Source organism: Citrobacter sp. VF227, from assembly GCF_052950715.1.
The window spans coordinates 1,252,427-1,269,113 of record NZ_JBRFVF010000001.1; the positions used below are offsets into that span (position 1 = coordinate 1,252,427).

17 protein-coding genes are annotated in these 16,687 nt (G+C 53.8%); 8 read left to right on the plus strand and 9 right to left on the minus strand.

Annotated features, from left to right (window positions below):
- From arnC to arnF, 6 genes are read left to right on the plus strand one after another with little or no spacing between them, the layout of a single operon-like run.
- The gene (gene arnC, locus ACU8YC_RS06130; protein WP_187253452.1) at positions 1 to 984 is read left to right on the plus strand and encodes an undecaprenyl-phosphate 4-deoxy-4-formamido-L-arabinose transferase; all 984 of its coding nucleotides are present in this window, start codon (positions 1 to 3) and stop codon (positions 982 to 984) included.
- Positions 981 to 2,963 (plus strand): bifunctional UDP-4-amino-4-deoxy-L-arabinose formyltransferase/UDP-glucuronic acid oxidase ArnA, encoded by a 1,983-nt coding sequence (gene arnA, locus ACU8YC_RS06135; protein ID WP_187253453.1) that lies wholly within the window; start codon positions 981 to 983, stop codon positions 2,961 to 2,963. The genes arnC and arnA overlap by 4 nt, the downstream gene beginning before the upstream one ends.
- A complete protein-coding gene (gene arnD / locus ACU8YC_RS06140; RefSeq protein ID WP_151219911.1) occupies positions 2,960 to 3,862 on the plus strand; it encodes a 4-deoxy-4-formamido-L-arabinose-phosphoundecaprenol deformylase in 903 nt (300 codons plus the stop codon). The genes arnA and arnD overlap by 4 nt, the downstream gene beginning before the upstream one ends.
- Positions 3,859 to 5,517: a lipid IV(A) 4-amino-4-deoxy-L-arabinosyltransferase gene (gene arnT, locus ACU8YC_RS06145; protein ID WP_151219912.1), complete on the plus strand. Its 1,659-nt coding sequence runs from the start codon at positions 3,859 to 3,861 to the stop codon at positions 5,515 to 5,517. The genes arnD and arnT overlap by 4 nt, the downstream gene beginning before the upstream one ends.
- Positions 5,514 to 5,849 carry a 4-amino-4-deoxy-L-arabinose-phosphoundecaprenol flippase subunit ArnE gene (gene arnE / locus ACU8YC_RS06150; RefSeq protein ID WP_151219913.1) on the plus strand — a complete coding sequence of 112 codons (336 nt, stop codon included), beginning with the start codon at positions 5,514 to 5,516 and terminating at the stop codon, positions 5,847 to 5,849. The genes arnT and arnE overlap by 4 nt, the downstream gene beginning before the upstream one ends.
- On the plus strand, positions 5,849 to 6,235 hold the full coding sequence (gene arnF, locus ACU8YC_RS06155; RefSeq protein ID WP_151219914.1) for a 4-amino-4-deoxy-L-arabinose-phosphoundecaprenol flippase subunit ArnF: 387 nt from the start codon (positions 5,849 to 5,851) through the stop codon (positions 6,233 to 6,235). The genes arnE and arnF overlap by 1 nt, the downstream gene beginning before the upstream one ends.
- On the opposite strand, the gene pmrD is transcribed toward arnF, so the two are convergent.
- From pmrD to ACU8YC_RS06200, 9 genes are all read right to left on the minus strand, one after another.
- Positions 6,236 to 6,499, minus strand: coding sequence for a signal transduction protein PmrD (pmrD, locus tag ACU8YC_RS06160; protein WP_151219915.1), 264 nt, complete (start codon positions 6,497 to 6,499; stop codon positions 6,236 to 6,238).
- 95 nt (positions 6,500 to 6,594) lie between these two features.
- Positions 6,595 to 8,019, minus strand: coding sequence for an o-succinylbenzoate--CoA ligase (gene menE / locus ACU8YC_RS06165; RefSeq protein WP_446895122.1), 1,425 nt, complete (start codon positions 8,017 to 8,019; stop codon positions 6,595 to 6,597).
- Positions 8,016 to 8,978 (minus strand): o-succinylbenzoate synthase, encoded by a 963-nt coding sequence (menC, locus tag ACU8YC_RS06170; RefSeq protein ID WP_187258669.1) that lies wholly within the window; start codon positions 8,976 to 8,978, stop codon positions 8,016 to 8,018. Before menC ends, menE begins: the two co-directional genes overlap by 4 nt.
- A complete protein-coding gene (menB, locus tag ACU8YC_RS06175; protein ID WP_003027671.1) occupies positions 8,978 to 9,835 on the minus strand; it encodes a 1,4-dihydroxy-2-naphthoyl-CoA synthase in 858 nt (285 codons plus the stop codon). The genes menC and menB overlap by 1 nt, the downstream gene beginning before the upstream one ends.
- Before the next feature lie 14 nt (positions 9,836 to 9,849).
- On the minus strand, positions 9,850 to 10,608 hold the full coding sequence (gene menH / locus ACU8YC_RS06180) for a 2-succinyl-6-hydroxy-2,4-cyclohexadiene-1-carboxylate synthase (protein ID WP_423390382.1): 759 nt from the start codon (positions 10,606 to 10,608) through the stop codon (positions 9,850 to 9,852).
- Positions 10,605 to 12,275: a 2-succinyl-5-enolpyruvyl-6-hydroxy-3-cyclohexene-1-carboxylic-acid synthase gene (menD, locus tag ACU8YC_RS06185; protein WP_446895123.1), complete on the minus strand. Its 1,671-nt coding sequence runs from the start codon at positions 12,273 to 12,275 to the stop codon at positions 10,605 to 10,607. The genes menH and menD overlap by 4 nt, the downstream gene beginning before the upstream one ends.
- Positions 12,276 to 12,359: 84 nt before the next feature.
- A complete protein-coding gene (gene menF / locus ACU8YC_RS06190) occupies positions 12,360 to 13,658 on the minus strand; it encodes an isochorismate synthase MenF (protein ID WP_151219918.1) in 1,299 nt (432 codons plus the stop codon).
- 104 nt (positions 13,659 to 13,762) lie between these two features.
- The gene (gene elaB, locus ACU8YC_RS06195; protein WP_003027683.1) at positions 13,763 to 14,068 is read right to left on the minus strand and encodes a stress response protein ElaB; all 306 of its coding nucleotides are present in this window, start codon (positions 14,066 to 14,068) and stop codon (positions 13,763 to 13,765) included.
- A 63-nt stretch (positions 14,069 to 14,131) separates the two neighbouring features.
- Entirely contained in the window at positions 14,132 to 14,593 is a 462-nt protein-coding gene (locus ACU8YC_RS06200; protein ID WP_187253459.1) for a GNAT family N-acetyltransferase, read from the minus strand.
- A gap of 67 nt (positions 14,594 to 14,660) precedes the next feature.
- On the opposite strand from ACU8YC_RS06200, the gene rbn reads away from it, so the two are divergent.
- Both rbn and ACU8YC_RS06210 read left to right on the plus strand, forming a co-directional pair.
- Positions 14,661 to 15,578: a ribonuclease BN gene (rbn, locus tag ACU8YC_RS06205; RefSeq protein WP_151219920.1), complete on the plus strand. Its 918-nt coding sequence runs from the start codon at positions 14,661 to 14,663 to the stop codon at positions 15,576 to 15,578.
- Positions 15,579 to 15,642: 64 nt separating this feature from the next.
- Positions 15,643 to 16,647 (plus strand): chemotaxis protein, encoded by a 1,005-nt coding sequence (locus ACU8YC_RS06210; RefSeq protein WP_151219921.1) that lies wholly within the window; start codon positions 15,643 to 15,645, stop codon positions 16,645 to 16,647.
- Positions 16,648 to 16,687: the final 40 nt, after the last annotated feature.

Sequence of the window (16,687 nt, forward strand, 5' to 3'; positions counted from 1 at the left end):
ATGTTTGAAGCAGCACCGATCAAAAAAGTCTCGGTGGTCATTCCCGTTTTTAATGAACAGGAAAGCCTGCCTGAACTAATCAGACGTACCAGCGCCGCCTGCGAAAAGTTGGGCAAGGACTATGAAATCCTGCTGATCGATGACGGCAGCAGTGACAATTCCGCTCAGTTGATGATGAACGCCTCCCAGGCACCAAACAGCCATATTGTTTCTATTTTGCTGAATCGCAATTACGGGCAACACTCGGCGATTATGGCCGGTTTCAGCCATGTCACTGGCGACTTGATCATCACACTGGATGCCGATTTGCAGAACCCGCCGGAGGAGATCCCACGGCTGGTCGCCACCGCAGATGAGGGGTTCGATGTGGTAGGAACGGTACGTCAGAATCGTCAGGACAGCGTATTTCGTAAGACCGCCTCACGCATGATCAACCATCTGATTCAGCGCACCACCGGTAAAGCGATGGGTGACTACGGTTGTATGTTACGCGCCTATCGCCGCCACATCGTCGATGCCATGCTGCATTGCCAGGAGCGCAGCACTTTTATCCCGATTCTGGCCAATATTTTTGCCCGTCGCGCTACGGAAATCCCGGTACACCATGCAGAACGTGAATTTGGTGACTCCAAATACAGCTTCATGCGTCTGATCAACCTGATGTATGACCTGGTGACCTGTCTGACCACAACGCCGCTTCGTATGTTGAGCCTGTTGGGCAGCGTAATTGCAGCCACGGGCTTTACCATATCCGTTCTGCTTGTTGTTCTGCGCCTGACGCTCGGTCCGCAGTGGGCTGCAGAAGGGGTATTCATGCTGTTTGCCGTTCTGTTTACCTTTATCGGCGCACAGTTTATTGGCATGGGTTTACTCGGGGAATATATCGGTCGCATCTATAACGATGTCCGTGCCCGCCCCCGCTATTTTGTTCAACACGTTATACGCCCACAAACCACGCAGTCAACCGAGGAAAACCACGCATGAAAGCCGTCGTATTTGCCTATCACGATATGGGATGTCAGGGTGTCCAGGCCTTGTTGGATGCAGGTTATGAAATCGCTGCAATTTTTACGCACACCGATAACCCAGGTGAAAAAGCGTTTTTTGGATCTGTTTCCCGCCTCGCCGCCAGCGCTGGTATTCCGGTTTACGCCCCGGACGAGGTCAACCATCCCTTATGGATTGAGCGCATCAGCCAACTGGCACCGGATGTTATTTTCTCGTTCTACTATCGTCATTTGCTGAGTGACGAGATCCTCAGCCTTGCCCCTAAGGGTGCATTTAATCTGCACGGCTCGCTGCTGCCGAAATATCGCGGTCGCGCGCCGCTGAACTGGGTATTGGTCAATGGCGAAACCGAAACCGGCGTCACGCTTCATCGGATGGTCAAACGTGCGGATGCAGGTGCCATTATCGCCCAGCAACGGGTTGCTATTTCGCCGGATGATGTGGCATTAACGCTGCACCATAAATTATGCCAGGCTGCGCGTCAGTTACTGGAACAAACACTACCCGCAATTAAAACGGGAGATTATGCAGAACGTCCCCAACAGGAAGAAGAAGCGACCTGTTTTGGTCGCCGTGCGCCAGAAGATAGCTTCCTCGACTGGAACAAGCCAGCTGCAGAGTTGCATAACCAGGTACGCGCCGTCAGCGATCCTTGGCCGGGCGCGTTTAGCTATGTTGGTACGCAAAAATTCACCGTTTGGTCGTCACGCGTTTGCACAAATGACCTCGCTGCCCAACCAGGAACCGTCATCTCCATTTCGCCTTTGCTGATCGCCTGTGTCGATGGCGCACTAGAAATTATCACCGGACAAGCTGGCGATGGTATTGCCATGCAGGGATCACAGCTGGCGCAGGTTCTGGGTCTGGTGCCGGGTTCCCGCCTGAACAGCCAGTCAGTTACCACCACTAAACGCCGTACTCGCGTGCTGATCCTTGGCGTCAATGGCTTCATTGGTAACCATCTGACTGAACGCCTGTTACAAGAAGACAATTACGAAGTGTATGGACTTGACATTGGCAGCGACGCCATTAGTCGTTTTCTGCAGCACCCGCGATTCCACTTCGTCGAGGGTGACATCAGCATTCACTCCGAATGGATTGAATATCATGTGAAAAAATGCGACGTCGTACTACCGCTGGTAGCAATCGCCACACCAATCGAATATACCCGCAACCCGCTGCGCGTGTTTGAGCTCGATTTTGAAGAGAACCTGAAAATCATTCGCTACTGTGTGAAATACCGTAAGCGCATCATTTTCCCGTCAACATCTGAAGTCTACGGCATGTGTACCGACAAAGTCTTCGATGAGGACAGCTCGAATCTGATCGTCGGCCCGGTGAATAAACCACGCTGGATCTACTCCGTTTCCAAGCAGTTACTGGACCGCGTAATCTGGGCATACGGCGAAAAAGAGGGATTGCGCTTCACCCTGTTCCGTCCATTTAACTGGATGGGGCCGCGTCTGGACAGCCTTAACGCCGCACGTATCGGCAGCTCACGCGCCATTACCCAACTTATTCTCAATCTGGTGGAAGGTTCACCGATTAAGCTGATTGAAGGCGGCAAGCAAAAACGCTGCTTTACTGATATTCGCGATGGTATTGAAGCTCTGTACCGCATCATTGAAAACGAAGACGGACGCTGTGACGGCGAAATTATCAACATCGGTAACCCGGAGAACGAAGCCAGTATTCAGGAATTGGCAGAAATGCTGCTTACCTGTTTTGAAAAACATCCATTACGCAACCACTTCCCGCCGTTTGCCGGTTTCCGTAACGTCGAAAGCAGCAGCTACTATGGTAAAGGTTATCAGGACGTTGAGCATCGTAAGCCCAACATTCGTAATGCAAAACGCTGCCTGAACTGGGAGCCCACCATTGAGATGCAGGAAACAGTAGAAGAGACGCTGGACTTCTTCTTACGCAGTGTGGATATCACGGAACACACATCATGACCAAAGTAGGCTTGCGCATTGATGTCGATACGTTCAGGGGGACGCGCGAAGGCGTGCCCCGCCTGTTAGAGACATTGAACCGACATAACATTCGGGCAAGTTTTTTCTTTAGCGTTGGACCGGACAACATGGGACGCCATCTCTGGCGTCTTGTGAAGCCGAAATTTCTGTGGAAGATGCTGCGCTCAAACGCAGCATCACTCTACGGCTGGGATATATTGCTCGCGGGAACCGCGTGGCCGGGAAAAGAGATCGGCCAGGCCAATGCGGCAATCATCGCGCAAACCGCCCTGATTCATGAAACCGGTTTGCATGCCTGGGATCATCATGCCTGGCAGGCGCGTAGCGGAACCTGGAATGATAAACAGCTGATTGATGATATTTCACGAGGCATCACCGCTCTTGAAACCATCATCGGACAACCTGTTACCTGTTCTGCCGTTGCCGGATGGCGTGCCGACAACCGCGTCGTCGACGCAAAAGAAACGTTCCATCTGCGCTATAACAGCGACTGTCGGGGAACGTCGTTATTTCGTCCTGTACTGGCGTCAGGGAAAGCAGGTACACCGCAAATTCCTGTCACGTTACCAACATGGGATGAAGTGGTTGGTCAGGAGGTCCAGGCGGTGGACTTCAACGCTTATATTCTCTCCCACATCCAGATGAGCAGAGGAACTCCGGTGTATACCATTCATGCGGAAGTTGAAGGCATCGCTTTTCATCAGAATTTTGACGAGCTGCTGACTCGAGCCGCCGACATGGGGATTACATTTTGCCCGCTCGGCGATCTGTTACCTGACGATGTCAGTTCGCTGCCAACAGGGCAGATCGTACGTGGAAAAATACCCGGCAGAGAGGGATGGCTCGGCTGCCAACAATCGGTGAGTGCAACACAATGAAACCTGCTGCCCGCTACACTCTGGCCTTTATCGCGTTTATTGCGCTGTATTTCATTCTCCCCATTAACAGCCGCCTGCTCTGGCAACCTGATGAAACGCGCTATGCCGAAATCAGCCGGGAAATGCTGACGTCCGGCGACTGGATCGTGCCGCACTTTTTAGGACTCCGTTACTTCGAAAAACCCATTGCCGGATACTGGTTAAACAGCATCGGGCAATGGGTGTTTGGCACCAATAATTTTGGCGTCAGAGCGGGGGCCATTTTTGCCACCCTGCTGACGGCACTACTGGTTGCCTGGCTTGCCATGCGGTTATGGCAGGATAAGCGGACCGCCGTACTCTCTTCAGTAATCTTTTTAACGTTTTTCTCGGTTTACAGCATCGGCACCTACGCGGTACTTGATCCCATCATTGCTCTCTGGCTAATGGCTGGCATGTGCTGCTTTTGGGAGGGGATGCAGGCCACCACCCGAACGCGCAAAATTATCGCCTTTTTGTTGCTAGGGTTAACCTGCGGCATGGGCGTGATGACCAAGGGCTTCCTGGCGCTAGCTGTTCCTGTGCTCAGCGTACTGCCGTGGGTTTTCATGCAAAAGCGTTGGAAAGACCTCATTATCTACGGTCTGCTGGCAGTGGTCGGCTGCGTCATGATTGTGCTGCCCTGGGGAATAGCGATTGCCCAGCGTGAGCCGGATTTCTGGCATTACTTCTTCTGGGTTGAACATATTCAACGCTTCGCGCAGGATGATGCCCAACACAAGGCCCCCATCTGGTACTACATTCCGGTATTTGTGGTTGGTGCACTACCATGGCTCGGACTGCTCCCCGGCGCGCTGCGTACGGGCTGGCGTGAGCGGGATGTTCCGCGCAGCGCACTGTACCTGTTAAGCTGGATTATTATGCCAATCCTGTTTTTCAGCATCGCCAAAGGAAAACTTCCGACCTATATTCTTTCCTGCTTCGCGCCGCTGGCGATATTAACGGCGCGTTTCGGCCTGCAGGCCGCGGAAAAAGGCTCAGCCGCGCTGCGCGTGAATAGTTGGATCAACGTGCTGTTCGGTGTGATCGGTATTGTTGCCACATTTATTGTGTCCACATTGGGTCCGTTAAAGACGCCGGTCTGGTCGTATATCGAAACGTATAAGGTGTTTTGCGCGTGGGGCATTTTTATCACCTGGGCACTGTTCGGCTGGTATACGCTAAATAACAGCGAGAAGAACTGGGAATTTGCCGCGCTGTGCCCGCTGGGACTCGCGCTGCTGTTTGGCTTCTCAGTCCCTGACCGGGTGATGGAGTCTAAACAGCCGCAGTTTTTTGTCGAGATGACCAAAGAGTCGCTGGAGTCGAGCCGTTACATTCTCGCCGACAACGTTGGTGTTGCCGCAGGGCTGGCCTGGAGCCTGAAGCGTGACGACATCATGATGTACAGCCAAACGGGCGAGTTAAAATATGGCCTCAACTACCCGGATGCGCAGGGGCGCTTTGTCAGTCGGGAAGACTTTGCCGACTGGTTAGCGCAACATCGTCAGCAAGGAAATATTACGCTCGTGCTCACAATTGATAAGGATGAAGATATTAATCAATTTGCCATCCCTCCCGCTGACTACATTGATAATCAGGGGCGTTTGGTTCTGATTCAGTATCGGCCTAAATGATCTGGATAGCCTTAGTTCTCGCCAGTCTGCTCAGCGTCTGCGGTCAGTTATGCCAGAAGCAGGCGACCCGCCCCGTCTCCGTTCGTGTGCGGAAACGCCATGTTACGCAATGGATAGGGCTTGCTCTGGCAAGCCTCGGTCTGGCCATGCTGCTGTGGCTGGCGGTACTGCAGAACATTCCTGTCGGTATCGCCTATCCCATGCTTAGTCTTAACTTTGTATGGGTGACACTGGCCGCATGGAAAATCTGGCGCGAACCAGTCACCACGCGTCACTGGCTGGGGGTTGGGCTAATCATCACCGGCATCTTTATTCTTGGGAGTGCGGTGTAATGGGCCTATTTTGGGGATTATGTAGCGTGATTATCACTTCAGTCGCCCAGTTGAGCCTCGGCTTTGCGATGGATAATCTGCCGCCAATGCTGCAACCGCTGGCATTCATCTCTGCCGTATTTTCTCTTAGCATCGGCGCGTTTTCCCTGTATGCCGGGCTGGCAGGCTATTTACTATCGGTTATTTGCTGGCATAAAGCCCTGCACCAGCTTGCGCTCAGCAAGGCCTATGCCCTGCTCAGCCTGAGCTATGTGTTAGTGTGGGTTGCATCCATGATCCTGCCCGGCTGGCAGGGATCATTTTCAGTAAAGGCGCTCGCTGGAGTGCTATGCATCATGGCAGGGCTAATGACGATTTTTCTGCCTTCACGCAAGTGTCAGCCCTAATTATTTATCTTCGGACTGTCGTAACAGGCGTTCCCATTCGTCACAAATATACTGTCTGGCATCAATGATTTTAATCATTCGGGCCTTATCGCGATTAATACAATATTGGGCATCTTTCAGGGGTGAAAGGAGGTCTCCGGGCTTAAGCGACTCGGTAGATTGCGCCTCGGCCAGCATCTTCAGCGAACCGCCGCTATCGCAAAGTACGATATAAAGCCTCCTTGCTTTTTTGAGACAGCAAGACTTCTTCACATGCCATTCCATAACGCACCTTTTGTTAATAAATTTCACATCAGGTTACACTTTAGCTGATAAACAAAACGACAATAGCGACGGAATGGCAAAAATGAGAAATGTAATTAATGTTTTCTTAATGTTAACGACGAAGCACCTACCCAATCCGACAGTGCGCGACGGGAGATTTTAATCCCTCCGGCTTTGAGTTCGGGTGGTAATGTCAGCCAGCACACCGGTTGTTGAAAGCGGGCCAACTTATCTTTAACCCACTCAGCCAGATTGGTATCACCTGCGCTGGCGTCATATTCAACGACTGCTACCGGACGATGCCCAAACTCTTTATCTTCTATCGGCACAATAAAAGCTTGCAGAACATGCGGATGCGCTGCAATCACGCGTTCCACTTCTTCCGGCTGGATGCCTTCCCCACCGCTAAAGAACAGATTGTCCATACGACCGACAATCGTTAACTTGCCGTCCATTAACACACCGCGATCGCGGGTGGCAAACCAGCCTTCCGCGTTCACTAATGGAATAAGCTGCTCATTACGCCAGTAACCTTGCGCCATGCTGGCGGCTCGCAACCAGACCTCGTCGTTAACGATCCTGACTTCCCGCCCCGGTAAAGCAGAGCCCACATCCGCCCGGCCATCCGCTTCTTTCGCACAGACCGTAGAAGCAAACTCCGTCAGGCCGTAACCGCACCAGCAACGAATCCCCTGTTTGCGCGCTTGTTCGGTCAATTCCACAGGAATTGCCGCGCCACCTAATAGTACAGCTTTAAGCGATACCGGCGTGTTGTTGACCAGCAAGCGCCACAGCTGTGTGGGAACCAGTGAAGCGTGGGTACATCCAGCCAGCATTTGCTCAAGCGGCTGCTTGTCGCGCACGGTCATTCGTGCCCCGGCAAACAACCAGCGCCACAAAATACCCTGGCCGGAAACATGAAACAGCGGCAGCGAGAGCAGCCAGTCATCTTCAGCGCCAAACGGCATTAATGACAGCACACCCTGAGCGCTCGCCAGATGTGCCTGACAGGTATGAACTGCCGCTTTTGGTAATCCGGTAGAACCTGAGGTTAACGTCATCGTGCTCAAACGTTCGGGTAACCACGCGGCGGCATGCTTGCCCGGCAATACCTGCATTTGCAACGGATTGAGTCCCGGAAGTGCGTGAGTGGACTCCAGATCCAGCGCAAAACGCAGCGTTAACTCGGGGACCAGCGCATCAAGCAGCGGCTGAGGCAACTGTGGGTTCACAGGTAAAACCCGCGCTCCACACTGCAACAGTGCCAGCCAGGCCAACAATGCTCGCGGATGATTCCAGGCGCGAAGCAGAACACCATCGCCCTCTTCCACGCCCTGAGCGGCAAAGCCGCAGGCCAGATGGTCGACACGTGTACAGAGGTCGTCCCAGCTTAATACTTCATCATTGAGTCGTAGGGCTGGCATATGCGCACGAATCTGTCGCCAGTGGCGCCAAGGCCAGTTTCCGGGGTGTAACAGGCCCGATATGCTTACGCTATCGGGCATTTCCCACTGGGTCATAGCAGGCGTTCCAGCGCATCAACGTTGATACACGGCAACGCGCTGCCCGGCCAGGTGCGTACCTGCTGGCATTGCATCAGACTCAGGGTATCCAGACCCGGAATGGTCTGCGGTGTCAGCCAGGCGGCAATTCTCGCCAGTTGGGTTAAGCCGAGACTCGACTCGATCGACGAACTAATAACCGCGGTGAGACCAAGTGCATGCGCCGCTGCAACCTGTTCGCGCACTTTATCGAGACTGCCCGTCAGCGTAGGTTTGATAACCACAGCCTTAACGCCCTCTTCGGCTTCGAAGGTGAAATTCGCTTCACGCAGACTTTCATCCCAGGCGATAGCAATGCCGGTTTCTCGCGCGAAAGCACGGGAGTCGTCGCGGGTTTTACATGGCTCTTCGAGGAAGGCAATGCGCCCGCGATACTCAGGATTGACATATTTCGCAAACTGCTGAGCTTTTAACGGCGTCCAGGCGCGGTTGGCGTCAAGACGCAAATGCAGCTCCGGAATCGCCTCAAGCAGCAGGTTGGCAACCATGCCGTCGCGAACAGCTTCATACAGTCCGACCTTGATCTTCGCCACTTTCTCACCCGGCATATCCGCCAGTTGCAGGACCAGATCGTCAGGATCGCCCGTACACAGCGGCGCAGCACGGTAGTCCGCCGCATCCGGCAGAGTACCTGCCAGTTCGGCCAGCGCACAGCTTGCGCCAAAGGCGACCGAAGGCAGTTGCGGCAAGGAAGCATTGCCCTGTAGCCAACCGTTGACCCAGGCCAGCAGCTCAGTTTGCGCCTCTGCCCAGCTTTCCTGACTGAAGCCCGGCAGTGGGGAGATCTCTCCCCACCCTTCGCGCTCGCCGTCACGAAGACAAACGTACAGCCCGTCACGCGTTTTTAACCGCCTGTCGCGCAGAATCACCCCCGCGTCCATGGGGATCTGCCAGCGGTATACCTGCGCGCTACGCATTACGGATTCCGTTTGAATTTGCTGAAATCAGGCTGACGTTTCTGGTTAAAGGCATTGCGGCCTTCCTGACCTTCTTCCGTCATGTAGAACAGCATCGTGGCGTTACCCGCCAACTCCTGCAGACCCGCCTGACCATCGCAGTCGGCGTTCAGCGCAGCTTTCAGGCAACGCAGCGCCATTGGGCTGTTTTGCAGCATCTCGCGACACCAGCGTACAGTCTCTTTTTCCAGATCCGCCAGCGGAACGACAGTGTTTACCAGGCCCATATCCAGCGCTTGTTTTGCATCGTACTGACGGCACAGGAACCAGATTTCACGTGCTTTTTTCTGACCGACGATGCGCGCCATGTAGGAAGCGCCCCAACCGCCGTCGAATGAACCGACTTTCGGTCCGGTCTGACCAAAGATTGCGTTTTCAGCGGCAATGGTCAGGTCGCACATCATGTGCAGCACATGGCCGCCGCCGATGGAAAAACCTGCAACCATCGCCACGACCGGTTTCGGACAGGTACGAATCTGGCGCTGGAAGTCCAGCACGTTCAGGTGATGCACCCCGGAGTCATCCTGGTATCCGCCATAATCGCCACGTACTTTCTGATCGCCGCCAGCGCAGAACGCTTTATCGCCCGCACCGGTCAGAATAATCACGCCGATGTTGTCATCATAGCGGGCATCCGCCAGCGCCTGGATCATCTCTTTCACGGTGACAGGACGGAAGGCATTACGTACCTGTGGACGATTAATGGTGATTTTTGCGATACCGTCGGTGGATTTCTCGTAGAGAATGTCGGTGTAGCCTTCAGAGCAATCGTGCCATTCTACCGGTGCGTAAAGCATTGTTTCATCAGGATAGATCATAAAATGTCCTATAGTCAGCGACGCAGAATCTGAGCCAGACAGTCCACCACGCCAGCGGGATTGTCCCGATGGGCGTTGTGCCCGGCATTACGAATCACATGGTTTGGTACTGACATTTCCGTCGCCAGAGCGCGGAATTTATCGTCACGTTCACCACATAAATAATAAAACGGAAATGTGCGCGTAGTGAGTTGCGCACGTAAATCAGGTTGTACTGCAAGCGAGGTGGCCTCCAGCATTGCCGCCAGTGTTTGCCCGTTATTCTGGCTACGCAGTTCGACCAGCGCCTCTCTTTGCACGACATTCAGCGAGGAAAAAACCGGCTGTTGATACCAGTCATTAAACACCTCGCACAGCGGCTCAGTGCGAAAACGCGCAGCCCAGCGGCTATCTGAGAGACGACGCTGGGCGCGTTCATCTTCGCTTTGCAGCCCTGGATGCCCACCTTCAACTACCAGACCACACAGTCCGGACAACGTCTGACAGGCCGTCATCATCGCGACCCTGCCACCAAGAGAGTATCCCACCAGCCAGTAGTTAAGTATGTTGTAACTAAATAAAGTATTACGCAGCAGTTCGCTGACGTCATCAAATCCGCTTACGCTGATGTCAGCGGACCCACCATGTCCCGGCAGGTCGATATACAGCCGCGAATAATTTCCAAATGCTTCGCCAACCGTCTGCCATTCCCGACAATCACCGGAAAAACCGTGCAGGAAAACCAGCCAGGGAGATCCCGTCTGGCCCTCGTTCGCCTGCGCGTGCAGGATCATAGATGGCTTACCTGCGCCAGCAGTTGCTGCAAGGTTTGCGCCCCGTCAGTTTCGTTTACCACCAGCTCAATCACCGTTGCCGCCGGAGTACGCCAGGCGTCATTCAACGCACTCTCCAGTTGCTCCCAGTTTTCCGGACGCTGGTATTTAAGGTCAAACATCCCGGCAGCATGCTCAAAATGCACGTTCTGCGGCATCAGATAAAACCGTTCGCGTTCGTTTGCTGGCGTCGGCAGTAGGGAAAAAATTTGTCCGCCGTTATTATTGACCACGATCAGGACAAACGGCGCGGAAACCTGACGCAATAACGCCAGCGCATTGAGGTCATACAAAGCAGATAAATCGCCGACGATAGCCAGCGTCGATTTCGCGCTGGCGCGCTGTACGCCGGCTGCAGTTGACAGCAGGCCGTCAATGCCGCTCGCGCCACGATTGCTATAGACCGGGTAACCAGCCGGAAGCTGCGACAGCGCATCAATCAGGCGCACCACCAGGCTGTTGCCCACGAACAGCTGCCCCTGTTCCGGTAAATAGTCGCGAATGCGATGGGCCAATTGCGCTTCACCAAACGCGTCACGACGGGCCTCTACCGCCTGCCAGGCCAGTTGCGCCAGGCGAGGGATCTCCACACACCAGGGCTGGCGTTTCTCCGCCGGATGCAGTTCCAGCCAGTCACCAACCTTCGCGACCAGCCTGCGCCCACGATGGTGAGCCGGATCGAGACGACCTTCGATATTATCAATAATCCAGTATTCCTGCGGATCACAGCTGGCCTGCCATTGCAGGAGTCGTTTTCCGGTCAGGCTGCTGCCAAGCTGCACCACAATCTGCGCCTGCTGTAATTCAGCCACCGCTTTCGCATTCCCGAGCCACAGGTCGGCGCACGGCAACGGCTGTCCGGTTTGCGACAGAACATCGCCAATCAACGGCCAGCCTAGCATCTGCGCCCATTGCGCGACTTTCTTACCTTCTTCCGCGCTCATGCGTCCCGCAATCACGACGCCGCGTTTTTGCCGCCAGAAAAACCAGTCACGCTGTTTGTCGCTCTCCAGCCGACGCGCTTCACGCAGCCAGGGCTTATCATCCTGCCACCAGTCGCCAAGGCGCTGCTGCCAGGCGATCCCCGTTTCGTCCATGTCGCCATACAGCGGCTCCGCAAACGGGCAATTGATATGCACCGCCCCGCTGTGCAGCGCAGCTAAAGCGTTATCAATGGTGGATACCAGCCAGCTTGCCGGAATATCTTGAGTCGGGCGCGGTAAAGAGAGCGTCTGCGACGGATGCGAAGCAAACATACCGGTCTGACGGATTGCCTGGTTAGCGCCACAGTCGATAAGTTCAGGAGGTCGGTCAGCCGTGAGCAAAATCAGTTTTTCACCGGTCAGGCCCGCTTCAATCAATGCGGGATACAGGTTCGCCACCGCCGTACCGGACGTGACAATCACGGCGACAGGCTGGCGACTCACTTTTGCCAGACCTAAGGCCAGATGCCCAAGACCACGCTCATCAAAATGAGTATGGTGGATAAAAGCGGAGTTTTCCGCGGCCGCCAGCGTCAGCGGTGTAGAACGAGAGCCAGGGGCAATACAGACATGCCTGACGCCGTGGCGAGTGAGTGCTTCAAGAATGACCGCCGCCCAGCGTCGGTTAAATGCGCTTACTGACATGAGATTGTCCGGTATCAATATTGCGACACAGTATAAAGAATCGAATAAATGGATTTTTGATATGAGTCGGTAATGTGTGACTCATTAGGCTTCCATCTGTAATAAAGTACGTAAACCCGCCGCTTTGTTGTCTATTTCTTGCCATTCCTGCTCAGGATCTGAGCCATGCACGATCCCTGCCCCGGCATACAGGCGTACCACGTTTGCGCTAATTTTTGCCGAACGTAATGACACGCAAAACTCACTTTGCCGCAGTGAAAGATAACCCGCAGAACCGGCATACCACTCGCGCTCAAAGGGTTCATTATGTTGGATAAAGTCTCGCGCCAGTTCACGCGGGATCCCTGCGACTGCCGCCGTGGGCTGGAGCTGCATCAGGCAAAGCGTATCGTCGGCCTGATTCAGTTCCGTCCAGATACAGCGGCGCAGATGCTGCACTTTGCGCAGTCTGAGCACCTGCGGCGGCAGCACGTCGAGAGTTTGCGTACAACCTTGCAGACGCTGGCAAATATCTTCGACCACCAACATATTCTCGCGTTGATTTTTATCATCTTTCATTAACCATTCGCCCAACTGCCAGGCCCGATGATCCTCAGGGTGGTTGGCAACGGTTCCGGCCAGAGCTTCAGTACGCAGAGCCTTGTCACGCCGCCGATACAGACGTTCAGGGGAAGATCCAAGAAAAGCGGAATCGGCGGAGAATGCCATAAAGAAATGGTAGCAGTTCAGGTTTAAGCGACGGCTGGATGCCATCATGGCCGCGGCATTAACCGACTGAGAAAACTGTAAGTCGGTCGCTCGCGCCAGCACGACCTTATCGAGTTCTTCCCTATTGATCGTTTGCGTGGCGAGTTTTATCAGTTTTGTCCAGCCCGCTTTGTCCGGCCAGTTCTGCTCGCCGGTCAAACTGAGACGCAATGCGGGTAGCGGCTTAACATTGGCGAGCGATAAGATAAACGCCACTGCCTGCGCGGCGTCGTCACGCAGCGATACGTCGCTGTAAAGATGTAGGCGTAAGCTCGCCACCCCGGCACAACGTCGCCATTCCAGTCGTGGCAGCAGCAAATTGCCGCGCTGGGGCTCAAAGGCATTCAGACCCCAAATACGCAGGTCGGGATGATTATCATGCTGGTGTAAAAAATGCTGAGCTGATTCCAGCGAGGAAAATGCGGCGACGGCTCCCAGTACGGCGGCCTCTTCGTCGCCGTTACGCTGCTGCCAGTAAAACTGGGGCCAGACGGGTTGACTGGCCAACCATCCTAAAGCGTCAAACGCATCATTCAGTGGGAAAGGTATGTCGTAAATACGAATTCCAGGTGCGGCTGGTATCTCTTGCGACAAATGACGCATCAGACTTTCCAGCGCAGTAGTGATTGAATGCACGCGGACCTCTCCCTGTTAAAAACCTCACATTATACGGGGTACTGAACAGAAAAAGCAGTACCCCCAGTTAGGGAGTACGTATAAATGCGCTGACGGAATGGAATTTATCGCCGTGCTAACAATAATCCCATCACTAAACCGACCGTTGCGCCAACGCCGATTCCGCGCCAGGGCTTTTCGTGCACATAGTCATCCGCCCGGCAAACGGCTTTTTTGGCGCGGTAATAGTAACTGTCAGAAGCGTGGCTGACGCGATTTCTCACTTCTTCTAACGCCCGCTCTGCCCGCGCTTTTAACTCCAGGTACTTTTGATCGGCTGGATCGCCCGAAGAACGCAACACTTCCTCCAGCGTTTCACTCAATAATTCCAGATCGTCATCGATGCGTGATTCATAAGAATGAAAAGACATTTTATTCTCCCTTTCTATTGACGTACCCGCTAACTATAGACAATCAGACGTATTTGCGCCTGTTTACGCGCGATGCGCTTCCCGCGCCATACCAATGTGTGGAATACCGTCTTCGTCATAGACATCCGTCACCGGAACAAAGCCAAAGCGCGCATAGAAAGATTGCAAATGCGCCTGCGCCCCCAGATACAGCGCCATGTGCGGCCAGTGTTGCGTACAGGATGCCAGCGTCTGAGTCATCAGTTGTTGCCCCAGTTTTTCACCACGCAGCGCTTCGCTTACAATCACCCGTCCAATCACCACCGGCTCCAGCTCGTCATCGCTTTTCAGAATCCTCGCATACGCCACCAGCTCATCGTTATGCCAACCCAAAATGTGCCGATTCTCCCCCATCAGGTCATCACCATCCACATCCTGGTATGGACACTGTTGCTCAACAACAAACACCGCACAGCGAAGCTGGAGAATCGCGTACAACTGCTGTGTATTCAGCTTTGCATGGTGGAGATCTTGCCAGTGAATCATCGTCTGCCCCTTTGTTGTGATAACCTGAACACCCTGCCTTATTGATGGCGAAAAGTGTAACGCGAAAATGGAATTACTATTTTTAGGCACGTCTGCGGGAGTCCCCACGCGCTCACGCAATGTAACGGCAATTTTACTGAATCTGCAACACCCGACACAGGCGGGGCTGTGGCTTTTCGATTGTGGTGAAGGTACGCAGCATCAAATGCTCACCACGCCATTTAATCCGGGAAAACTCGATCGTATTTTTATCAGCCATCTGCACGGCGATCACTTGTTTGGTTTACCGGGGCTGCTGTGCAGTCGTTCAATGGCTGGGAACGTCCAACCGCTAACGCTCTACGGACCCAAAGGGTTGCGGGAGTTTACCGAAACCGCTTTACGTCTGAGCGGCTCCTGGACCGATTATCCGCTGGAAATTGTGGAAATCACCGCAGGTGAGATTGTCGATGACGGCCTGCGTAAAGTCACGGCGTATCCCCTAGAGCATCCTCTGGAGTGTTACGGTTTTCGTGTTGAAGAACACGACAAACCCGGTGCGCTTAATGCCAGCGCCCTGAAGGCGGCAGGCGTTAAATCGGGCCCGTGGTTTCAGGATTTGAAAGCCGGGAAAACCATCGTACTGGAAGATGGTCGCACAATTAACGGTACCGATTTCCTCTCCCCGGCAACCCGAGGAAAATCCGTGGCTATTTTCGGCGATACCGGACCTTGCGCATCCGCCATTGCCCTGGCGGGAGGTGTGGATGTAATGGTGCATGAAACCACCCTGGACGCCTCAATGGAGGAAAAAGCCAACAGTCGTGGGCACAGTTCGACCCGACAAGCCGCACAGCTGGCTTTGGAAGCCGGAGTGGGACGCCTGATCATGACCCACGTTAGCTCTCGCTATGATGAAAAAGGCTGTCAGCGTTTGCTTGAAGAGTGCAAAGCGATTTTTCCAGACACGGAACTGGCTCACGATTTCGCCATTTTCACCGTTTAGTGCTCCATTTTTCCGCCTCAGTGCCGATAACAGTGGAAAGGCTGGCTTTCACACTGAGGACAGGATGAACAATTTCCAGAAAGATATTGATGACAGGACAAACCTAACCCTGTCTAACCGTTTTGAACTGCTGCTGTTTCGCCTTGGCAAATCCGTTGAGGAGCAGAAATCAGAGCTGTTTGGCATCAACGTATTCAAACTGCGTGAAATCGTACCGATGCCGACCTTTACGCGTCCGGCAGGCATGAAGGCGCCACTTTTGGGGATGGTTAATATTCGCGATCAGGTCATCCCGGTGATTGACCTGCCTGCCGTCGCAGGCTGTAAGCCAGAGACCGGACTCAACATTCTGTTGATCACGGAATATGCCCGTAGCGTCCAGGCGTTCGCGGTGGAGTCAGTGGAAAACATCATGCGTCTGGACTGGCAACAGGTGCATACCGCCGAGAAAGCCGTCAATGGTCGCTACATTACCAGTATCGCCTGCCTGGACGACAATAAAGAAACCAACAACCTGGCGCTGGTACTCGATGTTGAGCAAATCCTGTACGACATCGTACCATCGAACCACGATCTGCGCGCAACAGAGCTGAAAACCAATAAGTTCAACATTACGCCGGGTGCGGTGGCGATAGTGGCAGATGACTCAAAAGTGGCTCGCGCGATGCTGGAGAAAGGGCTTAACGCCATGGAGATCCCACACCTGATGCATGTGACGGGCCAGGATGCGTGGGAAAAAATTCAGCAGCTAACTGAAGAAGCGGAAGCAGAAGGCAAGCCAATTAGCGAGAAAATTGCTCTGGTGCTCACCGATCTGGAAATGCCGGAGATGGATGGTTTTACGCTTACCCGTAAGATAAAAACCGACGAACGCCTGAAGAAGATCCCTGTCGTTATTCACTCCTCGCTTTCCGGTAGCGCTAATGAAGATCACGTCCGCCGAGTGAAAGCCGATGGCTACGTGGCCAAATTCGAAGTCAATGAGCTTTCTTCAGTAATCCAGGAAGTGATGGATCGCGCGGCACACAATCTTGAGGGACCGTTGGTAAGCAGACAGCTTTTGAATTAAATATTTTTCACGCATAAAAAAAACCCGCCAAGGCGGGTTT